This window comes from Enterococcus sp. JM9B (assembly GCF_009933265.1).
GTDB lineage: Bacteria > Bacillota > Bacilli > Lactobacillales > Enterococcaceae > Enterococcus_C > Enterococcus_C songbeiensis.
This window is the reverse complement of the sequence record NZ_MAEK01000028.1, coordinates 93,196-117,368: the sequence shown is the minus strand read 5'-3', so window position 1 is coordinate 117,368 and position 24,173 is coordinate 93,196. Positions and strand designations below refer to the sequence as shown.

The window sequence follows — 24,173 nt, the reverse complement described above, 5'->3', positions numbered from 1 at the left end:
TTCTCGGCTTTTTTGTTGTACTTGAATGTAAATTCAAGAGCTAAAAATCCGACTAAAGTCTTAGAAAAAAGTACTTTACCTGTCGGGGTAATCGTAGTATGCTAATTACAACGACAGATGAAGTACTTTTGGAGGGGAATCAAAATGATCTCAAGCGATGGAATACGCGGCTACAATGATGCGATTATTTTGTCAATCCTGAAAAAAAATGATTCCTATGGATACGAAATTTCAAAAACGATTCGTGAAATGACAAAGGAAAAATATGTAATCAAAGAAACCACGCTGTACTCCGTTTTTTCTCGATTGGAAAAAAATGAGCTTATTACCTCCTATCCTGGTGAGGTGACACATGGGAAAAAACGAACCTACTACAAGATCACTAAGGTTGGTTTGGATTATTTGAATGACAAAAAACAGGAATGGCAGTTGACAAAAGCAGTTGTTGATCAGTTTATGGAGGGAAATTAAATGGATACGATTCGCAATTATTTAGAAAGTCTTTTTATTGAAGTACCACGAAACAGAGAAACAGAAAAATTAAAGACTGATTTATTGGCAAATATGGAAGATCATTATCATGAACTAATTGAAGAAGGAAAAAATGAGCACGAAGCAATTGGTACGGTAATCGCAACATTTGGTTCCATCGATGAATTGCTGGATGAAATGAATTTGGAGAAAGAAAAGGTATTTGCGGAAACAGATGGTGAGAACAATATTAGCTTAGAAGAAGCAGAAGAATATTGGCGTCAAGCGAAGAAAACCAGTTTTCAAATTGCTAGTGGCGTGTTTATTAGTTGTTTAGCAATCGCCGGCTTCTTCTTTTTTGCCGGATTGGGTGGACTATCAATTGCTTTTGGGCTTTTATTTCTAGGAGCGGCTGTTGCTGTAGGTTTTTTCATCGTTGCCGGCATGAAAAATTCAGAATTGAATCGTTTTTTAGGCAATCGATTGATTTCGGGGAAGGTGATTCATGCAGCACAACTCAGAGAAGATGCTTATCGTAAAAGTTTTAGTTTCTCTTTGATTGGTGGAATCGGTTTGTGTGTATTCTCGTTGTTCCCAATTCTTGCATCAATGACGATGTATGCAGGTGGAACAATTGGTATTTCAGGATTTTTCATCACGGTGGGTGCGGGAGTCTTTTTACTTATCTACGGCAGCTGTGTTCGGCATTCCTATCGTCGGTTTACTCAAAACAATTATTCTTGGTAGAAAATAATTAATAGCAAAAACTTGCTCAGAATTTTTTGATTCTGAGTTTTTTTTTATGAAAAAACAAAAGCTTAACTGATAAACATTCTCAACTATAACAAAAAAAATTATAAATTACAACGTTGAATTATACGATATATAGTGTGATAATTATTCTCGAACACAAGATATTGTGCTGTTCGCGAATTTTTTTATTTAGGAGTGATTTTTGTGCCAAAAGCCTTGAGCTTTCAATATATTGAAAAATTAAATCAAACGATTCAACAATTTTCTGGTGTCTTCCCCGTCGAAAAAGAAATGACCATGACTTTTGAAGGGATTTCCCGTCTGATTATGCTGGATCGTTATGCCTTTAAAGATCCTAACGGTCAAACGATCACAAAAGGGGATTTGGTTGTTTTGACGACCCATCCAGATCCACAATATCCGGCAAGAGGAATCGGTGTGGTGCAGGATCAAACAGACGATCGATTAATCATCGAAGTGGAAGAAGAATTTCGCATGGCGTTGACGGATCCTCTCGAAGCAGCTTCTGGTCTGGTTGAACGTCACAAAAATGAAGTAGAAAAACCCATGGAAATTTATTTCGAACAAATTGCAAAACGTGTAGCGACAGGTATTGCAAAGATGGAAAATGGTAAAAAACAAGAAGAATTATTCCAAACTTTTTATCAACAACTAGTGGAACAAAATTTGATTCCAGCGGGTCGAGTGTTGTATGGTGCGGGAACAAATTCGGAAGTCACCTACTTTAATTGTTTTGTAATGCCATTCATCCATGATTCACGAGGCGGTTTGGCAACTCACCGACAAGAAGTGATGGAAATTATGAGTCGCGGGGGTGGTGTTGGAACCAATGGGTCAACCTTGCGTCCACGAGCAGCCATCGTTCATGGGGTCAATGGAAAATCATCCGGTTCAGTTTCGTGGCTGAACGACTTGGCAAATCTTACCCATTTAGTAGAGCAGGGTGGCAGTCGGCGAGGCGCACAAATGATTATGATGGCAGATTGGCATCCAGATATTTTTGAATTTATTATTTCAAAAATGCAAAATCCGGCTGTTTTGCAGCATTTGATTGCTACAACGAGAAGTCCTATTGTCAAAAAATTAGCCAGTGAAAAATTGTCCTTTACCCCTTTAGCAGAAGCAGAGAAAGAATTTTATACGGCAGTTATTGAGAGTCAAAAAGCCAGCGAATTCAATGACTCGCAGTACCTCAAAGAAATTAAACAAAAATTACAGCAAGGCGGCAGTTATTCTGTCAAAAATAGTGAATTTTTATCTGGGGCAAATATTTCTGTTTGTCTGACAAAAGATTTCATGGATGCAGTAGAAAACGATAATGAATATGCCCTGCGTTTCCCAGCAATTGAAGACTATAATGAAGAAGAGATGGCAGATTACGATGAAAACTGGGCGGAAATTGGCGATGTCAGAGAATGGGCGACAACAGGCAGACGGGTAAAAACTTATGAAACAATCCAAGCTCGGGAATTGTGGAATTTGATTACTTTTTGTGCGACTTACTCAGCAGAACCAGGAATCTTTTTTATAGACAATGCAAACGAAATGACGAACGCTTCTGCCTACGGACAAAAGGTCGTGGCAACAAATCCTTGTGGAGAACAACCACTAACCCCTTATGCCGTTTGTAATTTAGCTGCGATTAATTTAGCAAATATGGTGGATAAAAAAAATAGACAAGTAAACTTTGAAAAATTAGCAGAAGTTGTTCGTGCGAGCGTTCGTTTCCAAGACAACGTCATTGATGCTACCCCTTATTTTTTTGATAAAAATGAAACCCAAGCCAAAGGAGAACGTCGTGTTGGTTTAGGTGTGATGGGTCTTGCAGATTTATTGATTTACTGTGAAGAAACCTATGGATCAGAAACCGGGAACCAATTGGTGGATAACGTTTTTGAAAAAATTGCCACAACAGCCTATGCGACATCTATTGAATTGGCAAAAGAAAAAGGAAGCTTTCCATACTTAATTGGAAAAGACGAACAGGAAACTCGTGAATTACGGGAGAAATTTATTCAATCCGGTTATATGAAAAAAATGCCTGAAGCGCTTCGTCAAGGCGTTCTTAAATATGGTATTCGAAATTCTCATTTGTTGACGGTTGCTCCTACTGGTTCAACAGGAACTATGGCGGGGGTTTCGACTGGCTTGGAACCTTATTTTTCCTTCTCTTACTTTCGCAGTGGCAGACTTGGTAAATTTATTGAAGTGAATGCAGCAATCGTTGAAGAATATTTGGCCGATCATTCTGCTTATACCAAAGAACAATTACCGGAATTTTTTGTTTCTGCAATGAGTTTAACTCCGGAAGCCCATGTTGGCGTGCAATGTACCATTCAACGCTGGGTAGACAGCTCTATTTCTAAAACAGTCAATGCACCACGAGGTTATCGTGTGGATCAAGTAGCAGCAATTTACGAAGCACTTTATCGCGGCGGAGCAAAAGGTGGGACCGTTTATGTCGATGGCAGCCGAGAGAGTCAAGTGTTGACGCTGGAAGCGCAAGAGAATTATCAGGAAGCTACATTGGAAGATGAAAATGTAGTGACGGTGGATCAACAACCATTGGAAGGAGAAATCTGCCCAATCTGTCAAAAAGGAACGATCGAAGAAATCGGTGGTTGTAGTACGTGTACCAACTGCAAAGTCCAATTAAAATGTGGACTGTAATCCAGAAATAATGAACAAGGAATACTTTTTATTTATGGACCGATAGCTTGAAGGGAATGCGGTGAAAATCCGCAACAGCCCCTTTCTACTGTAACGTGGAGATTCTTAAACTCATTCAAAAAACTTGAATAGGAAGACAACACGAAGTCAGATAGCTTCAACTAACGGCACTGGACAACATATCAGGGTGAATTGTCCAGCATCCATTTCTTTGACATGGTTTTTTGCCATGCATCAATTAGTGGTTGCTGGACACTCTGTATTTTATGGAGTGTTTTTTGTGTGAAAGAAATGGGGAGAAAAATGAAAAAAACGGTGCAGATCTTTTTGACTCTGCTTTTGGTGAGTCAGTCTTTTTTTATGAGTCTGCCGGTGTTTGCGGTGGTAGTTGAAGCAAGTAGCGAAACAAGGGAAAGTCAAGAGACTTCTTTATCTTCAGAGCTGATAACGAAAACAGAAGCCACAACAACCGCTGAAACGATTAATTCCTCGACACATTCGAGTGAAACAACTACTTCAACAGAAGAAAGTACAACTGCGAGTGAAAGGAATTTACCACAATCTACAGCAGTGAGTGAAACAAAAGCAACGGAAGTAAAACAAACGAGCAAAACAATTACCGTTTCGGTGGAAAAATTTGTGTTAGGTCAAGGCTACATCATCGAGCCACAAGAAATAAATGTGACACAAAATTGGAACTATGCGCAAGTGCTGGATTCTATATTTAAAAAAGCCGGCTACGGGTATGAGCATTCTGGTACACTAGCCAATCAATTTTATTTAAAAAGTGTCAAAAACAGTATCGATGATCCATTAGCTATTCCACAAGAATTGCAGGATTTTGCGAAACAAGCGGGAATATCTTTGTCAAATACAGGAAAAAATGAAGCCAATCAAGATTTAGCAGAATTTTCCTACACTGCGACATCTGGTTGGATGTATTCCATAAATAATCAACTTTCTGGTCGGGGAATGAGTGATACTTATCCGCAAAATGGTGATGTTTTTCGAGTTCAGTTCTCTTTAATTGGTTATGGGACTGATTTGGGCGCAGCATACGCAGAGACAGACTATCTGCCAATTGCGGACAAAACAGCGTTGACGAAAAAAATAGCGCAAATCAATCAGAATAAAAACGCCTGGCTTAATCAAGGAAGCAGTTATCAAGAAGCCTATCAAAATGCTTTTGAAAAGCTTACTGGTCTAACGGTTTCTCAGACAGAGGTCAATCAAGCACTGGCTTGGTTGCAAGAACCTAATAAAAATAATGAAGCGGCTACAGCAGCATCAAAAGTTGAAACCCAAATCAAGCAACTAGGTGCAATTACGACCCTTGCTCAGGAAACCGAAGTGCGTGCTGTCCGCGAAGCTTATGATGCTTTATCTGGTGAAGAGAAAAAGCAAGTGGCTGCAGAGATTCTACAACAGTTAGTTCAAGCAGAAGTTAAAATCAATCAATTAAAAGAACAACAAAAAATTGATCAACTGATTAAACAAATTGAACAATTACCTGAAGTAAGTCAATTGACCGTGGCAGATAAGTCACAGGTATTTTCTGTCAAAAAAATTTTTGATGGGTTCTCTTCTGATCAGCAGAAAAAAGTGATTAATCGGAAAAAATTACAAGCTGCAATAGATAAACTAACTGCCGTTTCTCCGTCAGAAACAATTGCTGATTCATTGCATGGGGCAACCACCTACTTGACCACCCATCTTAAAACGTTGGATGAATGGTCAGCCCTAGCGTTGGCTCGTTCAGAGAATCCAGCAGACGAAGCAACACGAACGACTGCCTACAAAAAATTAGCAACCACGATTTTGAAGGCCGATTACGGCTCTGGTAGTGGGAAACGTCCGTGGACGGATGCGGAACGTCAAACAATCGGTGTGTTGGCTTTAGGCGGCGATCCCACAAATGTTGTGGGAAAAAATTTGATTCAATTGATTGCTGACAGCGACCTAAATGGAACTATTAATAGTCAAATCTTTGGTTTAATCGCTCTTTACTCAAAAGAGTACGCGGTTGAAAACCGTGAAGCTAAGATTCAACAGTTGGTTGATGCACTCACTCAACAACAGCTGAGTGATGGCGGCTGGGCACTATTTGGTAATGCAGGGGATATCGATATGACGGGAATGACCTTGACCGCATTGGCTCCTTTCAAAGATCAACCGGCAGTAAAAAAAGCTATTTCCAACGGTGTTTCTTTCTTTAAAAATTGTCTAAATGAGCAGGGACAATTTTTTATTGCAACTTATTATTCACCAGAACCCAACGCAAATAGTCAAGCGCAGGCAGTTTTAGGTCTGGCAGCGGTGGGAGAAGATTTGACCCGCGGTGATTATCAAAAATCGGTCACACCGATCGAAGCATTGCTTGCTTTTCAACTGGAAGATGGCGGCGTCCGTTGGTTGATGGAGGATACAAAACCAGATAGCATGGCAACGGCACAAACTGCCCATGCCTTAAGCCAAGTATTGTTTCAGCAAGCCAACAAGGGTGTGATTTATCAATTTACGAAAAATCCGGTGCCCACACTTCCGATTGAAAGTGAAGAAACGGCTGTTCAGCGAATGACGAAAGTAATCAATCAATTGCCGGATAGTCAAGTGTTGACCCTAAAGGAACAAGAAGAAGTCGAAACGGCGGTAATGGAATATAACTTGCTTTCAACGAAGGTAAAAGAAAAGATTTCCGCAGAAAATCGCGAAAAGTTAAACCAGTGTTCTGTAAGAATGACAGAAATTGTCGCCTCTGCAAAAAAAATTGCGGCAGTGGAAGAAAGTATCAGCTATTTACCAACACCGGAAAATATTTCTCTTTATTATCAAGGAATGGTAAAAAATACCCGGAACAAATATGAAAGTTTATCTACCCCGGAAAAAAAACAACTTTCTGCTAAATCTTTAGAAAAACTGCAAATGGCTGAAAAGAAAATTGCTGACTTAATTGCAGAAATAGAAAGTATTGCCAACGGTATAGAAAATTTACCGGAAAATCAGCAATTACGTTTAGAAAATTTGGCAGAAGTGAGTCGATTAACTACTGCCTTGGCACAGTTATCTGAAACTTCCAGAGAAGAAATTTCCTTAGAACTACAAGAAAAGCTGGCTCAAGCAAGGGATATTTTAGAAAAGCTGGTGGTGGATCAACAAAAGGCAGATCAACTCAAAGAGAAAATCGAGAACTTACCCCAGTGGGCGAAGTTGCAACTTTTTGATGAAGCAATGATTATCGATGTTCGTGCTGAATATAATCAGTTGTCGGCAAGCCAAAAAACAATGATATCTTCCGAGTCGCTGAAAAAATTAGAAGAACTGGAAGAACGATTAAATGAATTAAAAAAACAAGATATGGTTTATCAACAGGTGCTTGACCATACGCAAAACTATGTCTTATCATTATTTACAAGCTACGTGCCGACCTATTCCAATGAATGGCTGATTTTGGCACTGGCACGTAATGGGTATCCACAAAACTCTCCGTTAATGACGACTTACTATCAAAACGTAGTTCGTCGACTACAAGAGGTAAATGGGCAGCTGCATTCAGTAAAATACACGGAATATTCACGGTTGATTTTAGCGTTGACTGCGATTGGCAAAAAACCAGCCGAAGTGGCAGATTTTGATTTGTTTTTACCCTTGCAGGATTTTTCTAAAACCATCTATCAGGGAATCAATGGCGGTATTTTTGCTTTGCTTGCTTTAAATGCGGCTCCTCAGCAGAAAACCATGACAACCAGAAAAAAGTTGCTTGATTACCTTTTAGAAAAAGAAATAGTTGGCGGAGGATGGACTCTTTATGGGAAGACACCGACAATTGACATCACCGCGATGACTTTGCAGGCTTTAGCGCCATACCGCCAGCAGCCAGCAGTAAAAAAGGCGATTGATCGCGGACTTACCTTTTTATCTAAACAACAAAATTCTGCAGGAAGTTTTGGTAGTACCAAAACAGAAAATTCTGAAGAGATTGCGCAGGTAATTCTTGCATTGACGGCATTGGACGTTGATCCGACAAAAGATTCTCGATTTATCAAAAAGAAAAATCTGCTAGAAGCATTGGTAAAATTTCAGCTTAAAAATGGTGGCTTCATGCATGTTCTGCCAGGAGGAAACAGCAATGGTGGAGGTGCACCTGGTGAGGCAAATGGGATGGCAACCGAACAGGCGTTAAGTGCCCTTGTGGCTTACCAACGATTGGCAGACAAGAAGACAAGTTTTTATCAAATGTCAGATGTTGTTTCACTATCAGATCAAGAAACCGCCGCGCAAGTGAGTGAGCAAATTAAAAAATTAACTCAGCCAAATCGGCAACCAGAAGCAGTCAAGCTAGCGCGAGCAGCTTATGATGGACTAACTGAAAAACAAAAAAAATTAATCCCTGCAGAAGTTTATCAACTATTAGTTGCGTCAGAAGGAGCAATTCAAAAATCAGAGAAAACAACGGAGAATGAACCAGAAAATTTTCAACGTGAGTGGGGAGATAATGGTATTGCTTCTGTCACTGAATCCACTGCGGGTTTTCAACAATTTGTTAGCAAAAAACGACCTTCTGCTACTACGCAATACCTACAAAAACCCATGACACAAGCAGCCGAAACACAAACAACGAATACTATTCTTAATAATAGTCAATCTGGTTGGAATTTTGTTGGGGAAACCTATACTCCAAAAAAATCTGTCCCGCAAAAATACAAGAAAGCGAAGGCAGAAGAATTGCCAATTCCTGAAATTATAGGTGGAAGTGTCATTTGTATCCTACTGGTGGGTGCTGGCTTATACAGAGTAAAAAAATCAAGAAGGGAATTATTGAAATGAAGAAAAAATGGATAGCCTCCCTTCTAGTTTTTCTCTTGGTCTTAGGAGGCTGTACACCGCAGACAAAAGAAATGACCCCTTTAGCCAGTGTGACGAACCTAAATGAAAATGGAATCGTGAAAAAGGAACAGTTGGCAACAATCAGTGGAAAGAAAAAGGTTTACACATTTAAAGGAACCGCTGGCACGATCCAGTATCAGTGGCTGTATCAAGGGAAACAAATCCAAAATCCTGTCGATCAGCATCTTAAAGTTACTTTTCAGGAGGGGCTGCAGGAGATTAAGGAAGCAGCGAACCAAGCTAGTGAAGCATTGGGTGTGAAGATTGAAAAAATGACTTTAGCGGAAACACCAATTCTCGAAATCTATTTGCCTAAAAAATGGCAGGCAGACAAAGTTCTTCTTGTTCGTAAAATCAATGGTAAGCTGCAAACACTTAAAGAAAGTCAACCCCAAATTTCGTTTGCCGGAAAGCAAACCAAACTTTCCTTCACCGTACTGGAAAGCGGGGTGCAATATTACCTGATTGGCGGCAAGACTAAAGCAGAAATGGAAAAGGCCTCTGCAAAAACAACGAGTTCGTCGCTGGCAAAACAAATAACGCAATCATCTACAGCTCAGCAAGAAGTTGATCAGGATTCTACACAAGAAACAATCCATCCAGAAGCAGAAACGCTTAAGCAAGAAACTTCTTCTGTTGCCTCTTCACAGACGGATTCAAAGGAAGAACCAGAAAAAATGGTGACCGTTTCAATTTCTGCTTCTGCACTTCTAAAAAATCGAGAGAAACTAAAAAAAGAAAAGCAAGCCTTCCTGCCAAAGGATGGATGGATTTTAGTCCCAACACAGGTTGTATTAAAAGAAAATGATTCGGTATATGATATTTTAGTTCGTACAACGAAACAAGTAGGTATTCAAATGGAAGCCAGCTGGACACCGATGTACGACGCGTATTATGTTGAAGGAATCAATCAATTGTATGAATTTGATGCTGGAAACTTATCTGGCTGGATGTATCAAGTCAACGGGTGGGTGCCAAATTATGGGGCATCAAAGTATCGTGATTTGCAAGCAGGAGATCAAATTGATTGGTTATATACGATTGAATTAGGAACGGATCTTAATTCTGGAGGAGAATAACGATGAACCTACGAGAAAAAAGAGATGCCTTTTCTCAAAGCCATCCTGTAATTAATTTTCTCTATTTTCTTTTAGTCATTGGCAGCAGTATGTTTTGTCTGCAGCCGTTGATTTTGGGAATTTCCTTTCTATCCGCTGGCATTTATGCGAGTTATTTGAAAGGAAGTCGGCAGTTTTTTAGACGGTTACTCACTTTTTTGCTGCCGGGAATGGTCGTGGTGGCGCTGCTTAATCCCGCCTTTAATCATTATGGAGTGACACCGCTACTCATTTTAGAAAATGGGAACAGAATTACAATGGAAGCCATCGCCTATGGGGTTGTTCTAGCTGCGGTGCTGGGAATTACTTTAACCTGGTTTACTTGCTACAATGCAGTGATGACCACAGACAAATTTGTGTATTTATTTGGGAAAATTTTGCCTGCCAGTTCTTTGGTTCTATCCATGGTTTTTCGCTTTGTACCAAAATTTTCTCAACAATTGGCGGTGGTTCGTCAGGGACAAAAAAGTATCGGTCGAGATTTTTCACATGGGTCCATGATTCAAAAAATGAAGCATGCATTGACGATTTTTTCCATCATGATTACTTGGTCGCTAGAAAATGCGATTGAAACAGCAGATTCAATGAAGGCACGAGGCTATGGATTAAAAGGCCGTAGTGCATTTTCACTGTACCGTTTTGATCGCCGAGATGGTTTATTGCTCAGTAGTTTGCTTTTGTGTAGCGGTATATTTTTTTATTTTTGGCGCATGGGACAGTTTTACACCAGTTACAATCCGCAATTAATCATTTCTTTGCCTAAAACATTTAGAGAAAGTTTAGGATATCTCAGCTTTCTGATTCTTTGTAATCTCCCAATGATTCTAGCAGTATATGAAAAAATTCGGTGGCGACAAGCCAGAAAAATAGCGGGAGGTGCAGGAAGTGCCACTATTAACCATCAATGATTTTTCCTTTTATTATCCCGATGCAAAATCGGCGGCCGTTGCGAATTTTTCCGGAAAAATGGAAGAAGGCAGTTTTACCGTATTATTTGGAAAAAGCGGCAGCGGGAAAACTACGTTGCTACGACAGCTTAAACCAGTTTTAGCTCCTCATGGGGAAAAAACGGGGAAAATATTTTTTGAGAATCGTCCATTAGATACACTACCCCTTCGAGAGCAAACGACAGCAATCGGATATGTTCTGCAAAACCCAGAAAACCAGTTAGTCACCGATAAAGTCTGGCATGAATTAGCATTTGGTTTAGAAAGTTTAGGCTATGATTCGGCGACGATTCGTTTGCGGGTAGCTGAAATGGCCGCTTACTTCGGTCTTCAAAAATGGTTTCACAAAGAGGTAGCTGAATTGTCGGGAGGACAAAAGCAGTTATTAAATTTGGCAAGCGTTATGACCTTGCACCCTCGTTTACTAATTTTAGACGAACCGACTTCACAGCTGGATCCAATCGCTACGACAGAGTTTTTAGAAACGATTGCAAAAATCAATCGAGAGATCGGTACGACGATTTTGCTGACAGAGCATCGCTTACAGGAAGCGTTACCGATGGCGGATCAGGTGTGGTTGATGGAAGAAGGCCGATTGACTGTAGAGGGAACCCCACAAAAAGTCAGTCAGATTTTGTCAGACAGTCCTAATGATTTGTTTGCGGCAATGCCGGCACCTGTACAAATTTTTGCTCATGCATCACAACAAAATACCCCAATTCCTTTGACTGTCAGAGAAGGGCGGACATGGTTGGAAACTCTTTCTCTTCGGAAGTTTCCTGTTCAAGCAGATCAACCGATAAATAAAAGTAAGCAGCTGATCATTGAAGTGAAGAATGTTTGGTTTCGTTATCAAAGTGAAGCAGAGGATATTTTGAAAGATTTCTCTTTTCAAGTAAAAAAAGGCAGTTTTACCGGAATCGTTGGCGGGAATGGGGCAGGGAAAAGTACGATGCTTTCTTTACTTGCTGGGCTAAATCATCCTTATCGCGGTAAAATAAAAATTTTGGGGAAGAAAATTGAACGTTTTTCGGATCAGGAATTGCATGTGGATCTGCTGGGCGTCCTACCGCAAAATCCGCAAAGTTTGTTTGTGAAGAAAACAGTTGGTGCCGAGCTTGCGGACATGTTGCAGCCAAATCGAGTCACTAGTCAGATGACAACCCAACAACTTATTACCGGAATCGCTGAGACTGCCAAATTAGAAAATTTATTGGACCGCCATCCCTATGATTTAAGTGGTGGGGAACAACAACGATTGGCGCTAGCAAAGATTTTACTGTTGCGACCCAAAATTTTATTGTTGGATGAGCCAACGAAAGGGTTAGATGCTTTTTATAAAAATGAATTGGGACATTTGCTAAAGGAATTACAGGCGCAAGGTGTGACTATCGTGATGGTTTCCCACGATATCGAATTTATTGCTGAGCATGCAGATACCTGCGGATTATTTTTTGATGGACAGATTATTTCAACAAAAAATGCCAAAGCTTTTTTTGCTGGAAACCATTTTTATACGACTGCTGCCAACAGAATGGCACGAAAGTATTTTCCCAATGCAGTTACGATTGAGGATGTGAAGAAATGTCTAGACGAACAGAAGAATTTTTAAAAGCTTTTTATGCCGATCAACCTTCTCCTCATGAGACGATGAAAGAAAATGAGGAAGAGGAAATAGAGGAGTCAATTTTGCCTGTTGTTTCTCAAAAAAGACGACAATCTGTGTCTAAACGAACTTTCGTCAGCTTGGGAATCGTGTTTTTGGCGATACTGCTAGTCTTAGTCATTATGCCAAAACTAGGCAGTCGAAATTATTTGACAGCAAGTTTGCTTCTTTTAGGATTAGCAATGCTTCCTTTTTTCATTGTTTTTGAAAATCGTAAACCACAAGCGCGGGAATTAATCATTTTGGCAGTGCTGATTGCTTTAGCTGTTGCTGGTCGAGGGGCATTTTTCATGTTGCCACAAGTTAAACCTGTGGCTGCTATTGTGATTATCACTGGGATTGCTTTTGGTCCAGAATCTGGTTTTTTAGTGGGGTGCTTTTCGGCTTTGGTGTCGAATATTTTTTTCAGCCAGGGCCCTTGGACACCGTGGCAGATGTTTGCGTTTGGGATGATTGGTTTTATTGCCGGTTTGCTGTATCGTTGGGGACTATTGAAGAAAAATCGTTGGTCCTTAGCACTTTTCGGTTTTTTCAGCATTTTCTTCATCTATGGTGGGATCATGAATCCAGCATCTGTTTTATTGTTTATGCCGACCTTGAATAAAGATATTTTACTTGCCGCGTTTATCTCTGGCGCCCCCATGGATTTGATTCATGGAATATCAACCGCTGTTTTTTTACTTTTATTTGCGAATCCCTTTTTAGAAAAGTTACAACGAGTAAAACAAAAATATGGATTATTATAAGGAGTTAGTATGAAAAAAATTATTTCAACCACCCTGCTTTTTTTGAGTGTTCTTTTAATCAGTGCCTGTTCACCAAACAATAACGAACAAAAGGGCAACACGACAACAACGGAAGCTGTTTCACAAACAGTCACGATTGCGTTGAAGGAAGACGGGCAAGAACTAAGCAGTAAAAAAGTTACAATCAAAAAAAATGATACTTTGTTTGAGACGATGAAAAATAATTTTGAGATCAAAGACCAAGACGGATTTATTACGGAAATTGACAATCATGCTCAAGATGAAAAGGCCAATAAATATTGGACGTATACAATCAATAATCAGCCGGTTTTAAAGGGAGCCAAAGAAATTCAGTTAAAAGCCAAAGATCGGATTATTTTTGATTTGGCAGCACAATAATACTTTGTAGCGGAGAAAGAAAAATTTTCTCCGTTTTTCTAGTTTTTCTTAAGGACAGGCAAGATTGGTTCTTCTGATTGACACTCGTGATATACTATTCTCAGTTTGTAAATACATAATGAGGTGAAGATGCCTTGAATGAACGCATTAAAAATAAATTAGCGCTTTTACCAGATCAACCGGGCTGTTATCTGATGAAGGATAAAAATGGTACGATTATTTATGTAGGGAAAGCCAAGATTTTAAAAAATCGGGTACGCTCCTATTTTACCGGCAGTCACAATACAAAAACGGAACGGTTGGTTTCTGAAATTGATGATTTCGAGTACATCGTGACAGAATCTAATATCGAAGCCCTGTTGCTGGAAATCAATCTAATCAAAAAGAACGATCCTAAATACAATATTATGTTAAAGGATGATAAGACCTATCCCTTTATCAAAATTACCAATGAAAAGTATCCTCGATTGATGATTACGCGTAAAGTATTGAAGGACAAGGCCCTTTATTTTGGTCCATATCCCGATGTTGGTGCAGCAAATGAAACGAAAAAGATTTTGGACCGGTTGTTTCCTTTACGTAAATGCGGTACGCACCAAAAAGAACCCTGTTTGTACTATCATTTAGGGCAATGTTTGTGTCCATATGTGTTTCATGTTGATCCGCAAATTTTTAAAGACATGGTAGAAGAAATTAAAAGTTTTTTAAATGGTGGGCACACACAGATTCAAGAAGAAATTCAAGAAAAAATGAACGTAGCAGCACAAAATTTGGAATTTGAAAAAGCAGCCGAATATCGGGATCAGATTCGAGCAATCGAAACAGTCATGACACGGCAAAAAATGACTCAAACGGATTTCATGGATCGCGATGTTTTTGGTTATTCTGTAGATAAAGGGTGGATGTGTGTTCAGGTCTTTTTTGTCCGTCAAGGAAAGTTGATTGAGCGGGATGTCTCGATTTTTCCGTTTTACAATGAACCAACCGAAGATTTACTGACGTATATCGGACAATTTTATCAAGAAGCCGAGCACTTTATTCCGAAAGAAGTTTTGATCCCTAACGATATCGATCAAGAAGCTGTTGCTGCGGTACTAGATACAAAAGTATTGCAACCGCAACGGGGAGAAAAGAAAAAATTAGTTGAATTAGCTAACAAAAATGCTCGAGTGGCATTAAGTGAAAAATTTGACTTGATCCAACGAAAACAAGAACGAACGATCGGTGCAGTCGAAAAATTAGGTAATGCCATGAACATTCCAACACCAATTCGCATCGAAGCCTTCGATAACTCGAATATCATGGGAACAAATCCAGTTTCGGCAATGGTTGTATTTGTGGATGGAAAACCTTCGAAAAAAGATTACCGAAAATACAAAATTAAAACGGTTGTAGGACCGGATGACTATGCTTCTATGCGTGAAGTGATCTATCGCCGCTACTCCCGTGTGATCAAAGATGGGCTAACACCACCCGATCTGATTATCATTGATGGTGGGAAAGGACAAGTAGATGCCGCAAGAGAAGTTTTGGCGAATCAATTAGGAATGGATATTCCTATCGCTGGATTAGCAAAAGATGACAAGCATAAAACCAGCGAACTTCTTTTTGGTGCAAATTTAGAAACAATTGCATTGGAACGTAATTCACCAGAATTTTTCTTGTTGCAACGTATCCAAGATGAAGTCCATCGATTTGCCATTACCTTCCATCGTCAATTGCGCAGTAAAAATAGTTTTGCTTCAAAACTGGATGGAATTGAAGGGTTGGGTCCTAAACGCAAGAAATTACTATTGAAGGAATTTAAATCCTTAAAAAATATTCAAGCAGCCAGCGTTGCCGAAATTCAGGCAATCGGTATTCCGGAAAAAGTTGCTCAAAATGTTTTGCAGGAATTAGCGGCTCCAGAAAAAGCGAAGAGTTAGACGAAAGATTGAACCTGAAGTGTGTTTACGCACTTTAGGTTTTTTTGTATGGCAATACGGGTGTACTTCAAGAAATTTTTGCTTGAAAATGAGTTAAGAATTTTTGTGAAAAGACAGTGAGAAAATTTTGTTGAAAATATCACAATCGGGAAAGGAAGAGTTGCTTAATAACTCGTATTACTTGATGTTTCACCAATAAGTTCTATACTTACAGCATGGAAGCTGTTTTGTTTACTAGCTTGCAATCGATTAAAATATAGTGATTTTTATGAAAAAAGGGGTTCTTTCAAATGAATGAAAAAAAGCAAGCTTCTGGGGGAATTGAGAGCCTTCAAATAGATGAGGTTTATCACGAGCTTGGAAGTCGTCCGGAGGGATTAACAAATAAAGAGGTCTTACAGGCGAAAGAAAAATTTGGTACAAATAGAATTGAAGAAGCAAAAGGTGAATCGATTTTTATCAAGTTTATCAAAAATTTTGTCAGTCTTATGGCGATTTTATTGTGGGTTGGAGGTGCAGTGGCACTATTTTTCACGGACACACCACAACTAGGGGTGGCAATCTGGTTGGTAAACATTATCAATGGGTTGTTTAGTTTCTTTCAAGAAAATCGTGCAAGCAAAGCAACAGAAGCCTTAAAAAAAATGTTACCTTCATATGCTCGCGTAATTCGAAACGACAAAGAAGAACAAATTCTGACGGAAGACCTTGTTCCTGGAGATGTTTTGTTAATAGAAGAAGGCGATCGGATTTCTGCGGATGGTCGGTTGATTCAAACAACGGACTTACAAGTCAATCAATCAGCTCTGATGGGAGAATCGAATCCCGTTAGAAAAAATAGTGAGGCAATTATTGATACTCACGCTAGTAAACTAGAATTTAAGAATATTGTTTTTGCGGGAACCAGTGTTTCAAATGGCAGTGGAAAAGTTGTCGTCTCAACGATTGGGATGAACACCGAATTTGGAAAGATCGCTGGTCTGACACAATCACTCGGCGAAGAAAAAAGTCCTTTGCAGATTGAATTGGATCGTTTAACGAAACAAATCTCGATGATTGCTATCTCGGTAGGAGTGTTTTTCCTAGTGGCGGCAGTCTTTTTTGTCCATCAGCCAGTAGCAAAAGCATTTATTTTTTCTTTAGGGATGATCGTGGCATTTATTCCAGAAGGATTGTTACCGACAGTTACGCTGTCATTAGCAATGGCTGTTCAAAAAATGGCGAAAGAACACGCGCTAGTAAAAAAATTGTCCTCTGTTGAGACACTAGGTGCAACATCCGTAATTTGTTCGGACAAAACAGGAACTCTCACCCAAAATGAGATGACGGTTAATCATGTATGGCTGTTAGATCAGGAATACGAAGTGACAGGGTTAGGCTATGCTCCAAAAGGTAAACTAATGAAAAATGGTCAACCGATTACGGCATTTGACAATGAAACTTTGGAATGGGTTATTCGGGGAGGGAGCTTGTGCAGCAATGCGCGAGTATTACCACCAGACGATGAAAATCCTCGCTATACAGTACTGGGTGATCCCACTGAGGCCTGTTTGGATGTAGTTGCTGAAAAAGCCGGTATTGATTTAGTTGAAAATGAAGAATTAGCAAAACGAGTACGAGAATTACCCTTTGATTCAAATAGAAAACGAATGACAACCATCCATGCGATGAAAAAAAACTTTTTCGGAAGTAATCGGGTTTCTTTCACAAAGGGTGCACCAAAAGAAACAGTTGAATTGTGTAAGTATACGTTGAAAAATGGTGAAATCCAAGAAATCACAACGGACGAACAAGAAAAAATCATGATAGCAAATGACCAATATGCCCGTCAAGGATTGCGGGTTTTAGCAGTTGCCTGTCGTCTCTTGGATCAAGTAGATGGCTTACCCAAAGGACTTACTAGCTATACGCCAGAAATGATTGAACAAGAAATGATTTTTCTAGGGTTAGTTGTGATGGCTGATCCGCCAAGAGTTGAAGTTTCAGCAGCAGTTGAACAATGCCATCACGCAAGCATTCGTATCATTATGATTACGGGTGACTATGGTTTGACTGCGGTCAGTATTGCAAAACGAATCGGAATCGTCAAGGAAGAAAACCCACGTGTGGTAACAGGAATCGAACTAGAGTCTATGACGGAAGATGAGTTGAAAAAAGCATTATCTGATGAAGTCGTTTTTGCAAGAGTCGCACCAGAACAAAAATTTCGTGTCGTCACAAACTTACAAGAAATGGGCAATGTTGTTGCGGTCACCGGTGACGGTGTAAATGATGCATCTGCATTGAAAAAAGCAGATATTGGTGTTGCGATGGGGATAACCGGAACGGATGTCGCGAAAGAATCGGCAGATATGATTTTAACGGATGATAATTTTGCATCGATTGTTCGCGCGGTAGAAGAAGGAAGAGCTGTTTACACCAATATCCCAAAATTTTTGGCTTATATTTTTAACAGTAATACATCAGAAGCGGTTCCCTCTGCGGCATTCTTATTTTCACGGGGAGGGATTCCATTGCCCTTAACAGTTATGCAGATATTAGCTGTCGATCTTGGAACAGATATGCTTCCAGCTTTAGGTTTGGGTATTGAAGCGCCGGAAGAGGGAATTATGTCCCGTCCTCCACGTTCAAGAAAAGATCCTTTGCTAAATAAAAAACTTCTTGTTAAATCCTTTATTTGGTATGGATTGTTAGAAGCGACAGTTGCGATGGGTGCATTTTTCTTTTCCTACTGGCTGAATGGTGGTTTTGGGCAAGAACTCGCTGATTCGGGGTTGATTTATCGGCAAGCAACAACGATGACTCTAGGGGCAATCATTTTTTGCCAGATAGGTGCCGCGATGAATTGCCGAACCGAAAAACAATCGATTTTCAAAATTAAGTTGTTTTCAAATCGAACTATTAACTTTGGCTTGATTGTTGAAATTTTTCTATTTTGTCTATTAGCATATGTTCCAGTGTTTCATTCCTTGTTTAACACAGCACCAATTGCACTTGCTGAGTGGATTTATCTGATTCTTTGCCCAGTTCCAATTATTGGCTTGGAAGAAATCAGAAAAGCATGGCTACGAAAAAGAAGTATTTAGAAGGAGGAAGCAAGATGAAAATTATTGTTGTTGGCTGTGGTCGATTGGGTTCAGGTTTGGCGACTGAACTATCCCAAGATGGGAACGAGGTGACGGTTATCAGTTCAAAACCAGAACTGTTTAAAAATCTGGATGCTGATTTTGAAGGAGAAACATTGACAGGTATCGAATTTGATAAAGAACTTCTTGAAAAAGCTGGAATTGAAAAGACGGATAGCTTGATTGGTTGTACGGAAAGTGATGATATCAATGCCTTAGTTGCTCGTATCGCTAAAAATAAATATCGGGTTCCTAAAGTGATTGCCCGATTGTACGATCAAAGAAAAGTTGATGTGTATAATGCGCTAGGCATTCAAGTGATTGCTACGACAAAGTGGTCAATTGCCAGAACGAAAGAATTGCTGACATTCAGCACTCTTGACAGCGTCATGACGATTGGCAATACGCCTGTTGAAATTTTGCGTCTAGTCATCCCAAGCCTCTTAGATAATTCTGTTTTGATCGATGCATTTCCGTTAAATGAAATTCGTGTCGTGGCACTTGGACGAGGAAATGATACCTTCATTCCTTCCAATGGAACAGTGTTGAAACAAGGGGATCGGCTATATGTATCTGCGATGCCGGAATCGTTGAATAGAATCAAACAAATCATGGAGTTGTGAGAGGAGAATTTCTTATGAAAGTATTGATTATTGGCGGTGGGCAAGTTGGTACCTATGTTGGAAAAAAGCTGAGAGATTCTAACAATGAAGTGAAAATTATCGAAAAACGTTCAAAAGGTGTTACTCTGCTAAAAAATATTTTTCCAACAAATGATATTATTGAAGGCGATGGGACAGATCCTAAAATATTAGAACGTGCTGAAATCAATGATTCGGATGTGGTTGCTTTTGTTACTGGTGCAGATGAAACAAATGTCGTCGGAGCAACGATTGCAAAATTCGAATTTGGTATTCCAAAGGTTGTTGCACGGGTCAATAGTCCAAAAAACGAATGGCTTTTCAATGATGAAATGGGTGTAGACATAAAAGTCAGTCAAGCAGACATCTTATCCAGTATTATCATCGATCAAATCAATTTAGACGATATGGTCACTTTGGCGCATTTGAATCAGGGAAACAATGCGATTGTCGAGGTAATGATTCGAGAAAACGCAAAAGCTGATAAATGTTTTATTAAGGATCTTGAAATTCCTCTTGATACGGTAATGATTGCGATCACACGAAATAAAGAAACGATTATTCCTAAAGGCGATACGCAGTTACTTTCAGGAGATCGCTTGTTACTGTATACCGGAGAACAAGGAGAGAAAGATTTGTTGAAGCTGTTGCGGTAAGAGCGAAAAGATATAATAAAAATCTTTAGTAGCTTAACCCATTTATCTGGTGTATAATAGCACCAAGTTAGCCGAGTTGTTGAAGAAACACCGCCATTAGCGCAGTAGCATGCAGATGTTTTGTTCAGAAAGTCGATGGGTGCTGAGAATCGATCAAGTCTGTTTGTGTGAAGTACACTAATCGCTTTTATCCAGTTAAATAGAAGAGTGAAAAGTAGCAATACTTTTAAATAAGGTGGTACCGCGGAGAGATTCGTCCTTAAATTGAGGATGAGTCTCTTTTTGGTGTTTTCTGAGGCTTATTGATAAAAAAAGAGGAGAATGAATATGGAGAAAAAAGTTCAGCCATCGTTGATTGAAGCAAGTCTTATGTTGATTTTAATTGTGGTTAATATTGCGGTGGGGGTAATTGGTATTGGGATTTCCCCGAATGTTGCAATTTTATTTTCGATTGCGTTAGTGATGTTGTATGCGGCAATCAAAAAATATTCTTTTGATTTGTTGCATCAAGGAATCATTGAAGGAATTAAACCAGGAATTATTCCAATTATGATTTTTATTTTAGTGGGTGCTTTGATTGCCGTTTGGATTCAAGCGGGAATCATTCCAACTTTAATGGTGTATGGTTTTCGTTTAATCAGTGTGCAATGGTTTGTTCCATCGATCTTTGTCGTTTGTGCCATTGTTGGTAGCGCAGTGGGTAGTGCGTTTACTGTTATGTCTACGATCGGAATCGCATTTTTCGGAATTGGTGTTACGCTAGGACTGAATGAAGCATTGGTTGTTGGTGCCATCGTTTCGGGCTCTGTTTTTGGCGATAAAATGTCTCCACTGTCAGAATCCACCAATTTGGCCGCAGCAATTGTTGAAGCAGATTTATTCCAACATATCAAGCACATGATGTGGTCAACGGTTCCAGCTTTTGTACTTTCATTTATTCTGTATGTTGTTTTAGGGCAGAGCGATCATTCCGCCAGTTTAGAACAAGTAAAGACAGTGACAAAGGTTTTGGAAGAACAATTTGTTGTTTCGGGCTGGGCATTATTTCCGTTATTTTTGATGTTCTTTTGCGCGTGGAAGCGACTGCCGGCAATCGTGACGATTTTACTGAATATTGTCGTCGCAATTGTCATGGTGTTCATTCAAAATCCGCAAACAAGCATCCAAAAAATTGCGACAGTCATTGAATCGGGATTTACTTCCGATACGAAAAATCAACAGATTGATTTATTATTGAGTCGTGGAGGCATTGAAAGTATGATGCCAACTGTTTCATTGATTATTCTGACTCTGTCTTTGGGCGGGTTATTGATGAAATTCGGACTGATAACGACAGTAATGAATCATATTGCAGAAAAATTGAATAGTCCGGTCCGCTTGATGTTTACTACCTTAATGGCAAGTATTGGTGTCAATTTATTTATTGGTGAGCAATTCTTATCAGTGATTTTACCAGGAAATGCGTTTAAAGAAGTATACAAAAAGGCGGGATATGACCCGACTGTATTAGGCCGCGCATTAGAAGATGGCGGAACGGTCATCAACTATCTCATACCGTGGGGAATTGCGGGAAGTTTTGTTGCAGGAACCTTTGGCGTACCGACACTGACTTATTTACCGTTTGTTTTCTTCAGTCTATTGTCGCCACTGTTTTCACTAATTAGTTCAATTACCGGTTTTGGAATGAATCGTTTGGAAAAAAGCTAAATAAATTTTGAGAATCTTCGACTGATTATTGAAGAAGATTTGTGTTTGAATCAGGCACTTTGTTTTTTTCAGAGATGCCAGCTATCCAATAGAAAATGCCATTGATTTGCAGACGGAAAAAAATTTAGCTATTGGTTTTTTGTTGACGGTATTAGGAAAATTTTGCTACACTGTCACTAGTAAGGAACTTTCAGAGAGGGGGAAACGAATCAATGGTCTGCATGTCAAAAATAACGCCAAATGAATTTAGCCTTCGCTATTTCATCAGCTTTTGTCATGATCTTACCTTCAAAAATGCGAACAAGGGAGCAGTCTGCCAAAAAATCGCAAATAATGAAGGAAATCAGTGACCATGAGAAGCGTTTCAATCTTCTAATCGTTTATAAAATAACGAGGTCATGATGTTTATCATGACCTTTTTTTATGGTCTCTGATCTATAAGGAGAGAGACAACATGTTGATACAAGCAAACAAAGTTACAAAGAATTTTGGAACTACACCGCTTTTTAAAAAGTTGGATTTAACGATTCAAGCGGGAGATAAAATTGGTTTGGTAGGGATAAACGGCAGCGGAAAGAGTAGTTTATTGACTATTCTAACTGGAGCAGAAGGAATTCAAGAAGGTGTCGTTGCTCGGAAAAAAGGATTGAGAATTGGTTTTGTCCCACAAAAATTAACAAGAAATAAAGAAACAGTAAAAGAGTATTTATTGACCAGTTTCCATGAGCTGCAAAACTTAAGGCAAGAAATGCAACGAATAGAAATTCAAATGACAGATGTTGCGGCTGATATTGAGCGCATGCTAATTCAGTACGGGCGGTTACAAGACAGCTATGAAAAAAATGGCGGTTATACTTTGGAGGACCGCCTCAGTGGGACATTAAAAGGACTGGGAATCGGTCATAAAGCAGAAGCTTCACTTCTGCAGTTAAGTGGTGGAGAACGTGTCAGAGTTGAGCTGGCACGAATTTTAGTGGGCAATGCCGAGGTACTTTTGCTGGATGAGCCGACCAATCATCTGGATCTTGAAGGAATTCAGTGGTTGGAAAATTATTTGAGCCATACGAAACAAGCCTATTTGATTATATCCCATGACCGTGCATTTTTGGATAACGTTGTAAACCGCATTGTAGAGATAGAAGACGAGCAACTGGTCAGCTATCCTGGAAATTACAGCAAGTACGCTAGGTTGAAACGGGAACGCGTGGCGGCTCTCCAGAAAAATTTTGATCTGCAGCAAAAAGAGATTCAACGACTTGTTTTGATGGCACGACGTTATCGGCAGTGGGCAAACGAATCGGACAATGATGATTTTTATCGCAAAGCAAAGGAAGTTGAACGTCGTGCTGAAAAGCTTAAGACACAGCTAATCAAACCACCAGTACCGCCTAAGCAGCGACTGCAGCAAATATCCCAAGCAAATCGTTCAGGAAAAGAAGTAGTGATTGCTAAAAATGTCGGTAAATTTGCAGGGGAAAAATTGCTGTTTTCTGATAGTCAATTCACTCTTTATCGTCAGGAGCGAGTGGCTCTAATGGGACAAAATGGCAGTGGAAAAAGTACGTTGATTCGGTGTCTTTTAGGTGATACACCATTGGATGAAGGAGAGATTCGTTTAGGAGCGAATATTAAAGTTGGCTATTTACCACAGAAGCTTTCTTTTGAAAAACCTGAATTGCGCATTTTAGCCTACGTGAAAACAAAAATTTCTGACGAGCAGATTGCCCGCCAAACTCTTGCCCGTTTTGGTTTTTTTGCGGAAGATGTTAATAAACGAATCAAAGATCTTTCGGGTGGAGAACAGATGCGTTTGTATCTTTTGCATCTACTGCAAGATAAAATCAATTTTCTGATTCTCGATGAACCAACAAACCATTTAGATATCTATGGGAAAGAAGAATTGGAAGAAATTTTAGCCCAGTATAATGAAACGTTATTGGTGGTTTCCCACGATCGCTATTTTTTGAAAAAAGTGACAGAGAAACAACTATTGATTCAAGACACTCAAGTCGTGAAAATATAAGTCTTCCAGAGCCTATGCTATACTGAAATTAGAAAGATTCACATTTTGAGATAGAAGGGACGTTTTTTTATGGAAGAATCAATATTTTTCAATGCTGGCAATGCATTAGCTTCTAACTATGATACAAAGGAACTGATGCGTACCGCCCAAATTGAATATTCTAAGCGAAAACTCAACGGCCATCTTGTCATTGTGAAGGATCCGGAAAGCGGGGAGCAATTTCTCTTTGATATGGTAGATCAAGTGAAGCCGACAGAAGAAGGCAAACGATTTACTGAGAAGTATATTGTTGAGCGGTAAATTTTTTTGAGGGAAGCAGTTCTATTTCTTTTTTTAGAAATGGAGCTGCTTTTTTGTGATTTTAAAGGATAGAAAAAGACAAATCAGTTTAGCCTAAAAGGTTCTTTTGCTATAATTGAGG

16 protein-coding genes are annotated in these 24,173 nt (G+C 39.4%); all 16 read left to right on the top strand.

Annotated elements, in window-relative coordinates; translation table 11 throughout:
• The first annotated feature begins 144 nt into the window (after positions 1 to 144).
• The 16 genes from BAU16_RS08090 to BAU16_RS08015 all read left to right on the top strand — a co-directional run bounded on the left by BAU16_RS08090 (position 145) and on the right by BAU16_RS08015 (position 24,052).
• Entirely contained in the window at positions 145 to 471 is a 327-nt protein-coding gene (locus BAU16_RS08090; RefSeq protein ID WP_048603428.1) for a PadR family transcriptional regulator, read from the top strand.
• A complete protein-coding gene (locus tag BAU16_RS08085) occupies positions 472 to 1,218 on the top strand; it encodes a permease prefix domain 1-containing protein (protein ID WP_048603429.1) in 747 nt (248 codons plus the stop codon).
• A gap of 222 nt (positions 1,219 to 1,440) precedes the next feature.
• On the top strand, positions 1,441 to 3,915 hold the full coding sequence (locus BAU16_RS08080) for a vitamin B12-dependent ribonucleotide reductase (RefSeq protein WP_442896822.1): 2,475 nt from the start codon (positions 1,441 to 1,443) through the stop codon (positions 3,913 to 3,915).
• A 303-nt stretch (positions 3,916 to 4,218) separates the two neighbouring features.
• The gene (locus BAU16_RS08075) at positions 4,219 to 8,739 is read left to right on the top strand and encodes a prenyltransferase/squalene oxidase repeat-containing protein (RefSeq protein ID WP_161526881.1); all 4,521 of its coding nucleotides are present in this window, start codon (positions 4,219 to 4,221) and stop codon (positions 8,737 to 8,739) included.
• On the top strand, positions 8,736 to 9,878 hold the full coding sequence (locus BAU16_RS08070; protein WP_161526880.1) for a DUF4430 domain-containing protein: 1,143 nt from the start codon (positions 8,736 to 8,738) through the stop codon (positions 9,876 to 9,878). Before BAU16_RS08075 ends, BAU16_RS08070 begins: the two co-directional genes overlap by 4 nt.
• Positions 9,879 to 9,880: 2 nt before the next feature.
• Positions 9,881 to 10,825 carry an energy-coupling factor transporter transmembrane component T gene (locus tag BAU16_RS08065; protein WP_161526879.1) on the top strand — a complete coding sequence of 315 codons (945 nt, stop codon included), beginning with the start codon at positions 9,881 to 9,883 and terminating at the stop codon, positions 10,823 to 10,825.
• Positions 10,803 to 12,476: an ABC transporter ATP-binding protein gene (locus BAU16_RS08060; RefSeq protein WP_161526878.1), complete on the top strand. Its 1,674-nt coding sequence runs from the start codon at positions 10,803 to 10,805 to the stop codon at positions 12,474 to 12,476. The genes BAU16_RS08065 and BAU16_RS08060 overlap by 23 nt, the downstream gene beginning before the upstream one ends.
• Entirely contained in the window at positions 12,449 to 13,276 is an 828-nt protein-coding gene (locus BAU16_RS08055; protein WP_161526877.1) for an ECF transporter S component, read from the top strand. The genes BAU16_RS08060 and BAU16_RS08055 overlap by 28 nt, the downstream gene beginning before the upstream one ends.
• A 9-nt stretch (positions 13,277 to 13,285) precedes the next feature.
• Positions 13,286 to 13,675, top strand: coding sequence for a DUF4430 domain-containing protein (locus BAU16_RS08050; protein ID WP_161526876.1), 390 nt, complete (start codon positions 13,286 to 13,288; stop codon positions 13,673 to 13,675).
• A gap of 134 nt (positions 13,676 to 13,809) precedes the next feature.
• Entirely contained in the window at positions 13,810 to 15,600 is a 1,791-nt protein-coding gene (gene uvrC, locus BAU16_RS08045) for an excinuclease ABC subunit UvrC (protein WP_161526875.1), read from the top strand.
• A 290-nt stretch (positions 15,601 to 15,890) separates the two neighbouring features.
• On the top strand, positions 15,891 to 18,686 hold the full coding sequence (locus BAU16_RS08040) for a cation-translocating P-type ATPase (RefSeq protein WP_161526874.1): 2,796 nt from the start codon (positions 15,891 to 15,893) through the stop codon (positions 18,684 to 18,686).
• A gap of 14 nt (positions 18,687 to 18,700) precedes the next feature.
• Positions 18,701 to 19,348: a potassium channel family protein gene (locus tag BAU16_RS08035; RefSeq protein WP_048603437.1), complete on the top strand. Its 648-nt coding sequence runs from the start codon at positions 18,701 to 18,703 to the stop codon at positions 19,346 to 19,348.
• Positions 19,349 to 19,362: 14 nt separating this feature from the next.
• Complete coding sequence (locus tag BAU16_RS08030) at positions 19,363 to 20,022, top strand: potassium channel family protein (RefSeq protein ID WP_161526873.1); 660 nt, start codon at positions 19,363 to 19,365, stop codon at positions 20,020 to 20,022.
• A gap of 327 nt (positions 20,023 to 20,349) precedes the next feature.
• Positions 20,350 to 21,729, top strand: coding sequence for a Na+/H+ antiporter NhaC (gene nhaC, locus BAU16_RS08025; protein WP_161526872.1), 1,380 nt, complete (start codon positions 20,350 to 20,352; stop codon positions 21,727 to 21,729).
• A gap of 454 nt (positions 21,730 to 22,183) precedes the next feature.
• Positions 22,184 to 23,752 carry a ribosomal protection-like ABC-F family protein gene (gene abc-f / locus BAU16_RS08020; RefSeq protein ID WP_161526871.1) on the top strand — a complete coding sequence of 523 codons (1,569 nt, stop codon included), beginning with the start codon at positions 22,184 to 22,186 and terminating at the stop codon, positions 23,750 to 23,752.
• Between the two features lie 69 nt (positions 23,753 to 23,821).
• Entirely contained in the window at positions 23,822 to 24,052 is a 231-nt protein-coding gene (locus tag BAU16_RS08015; protein WP_048603447.1) for a hypothetical protein, read from the top strand.
• Positions 24,053 to 24,173: the final 121 nt, after the last annotated feature.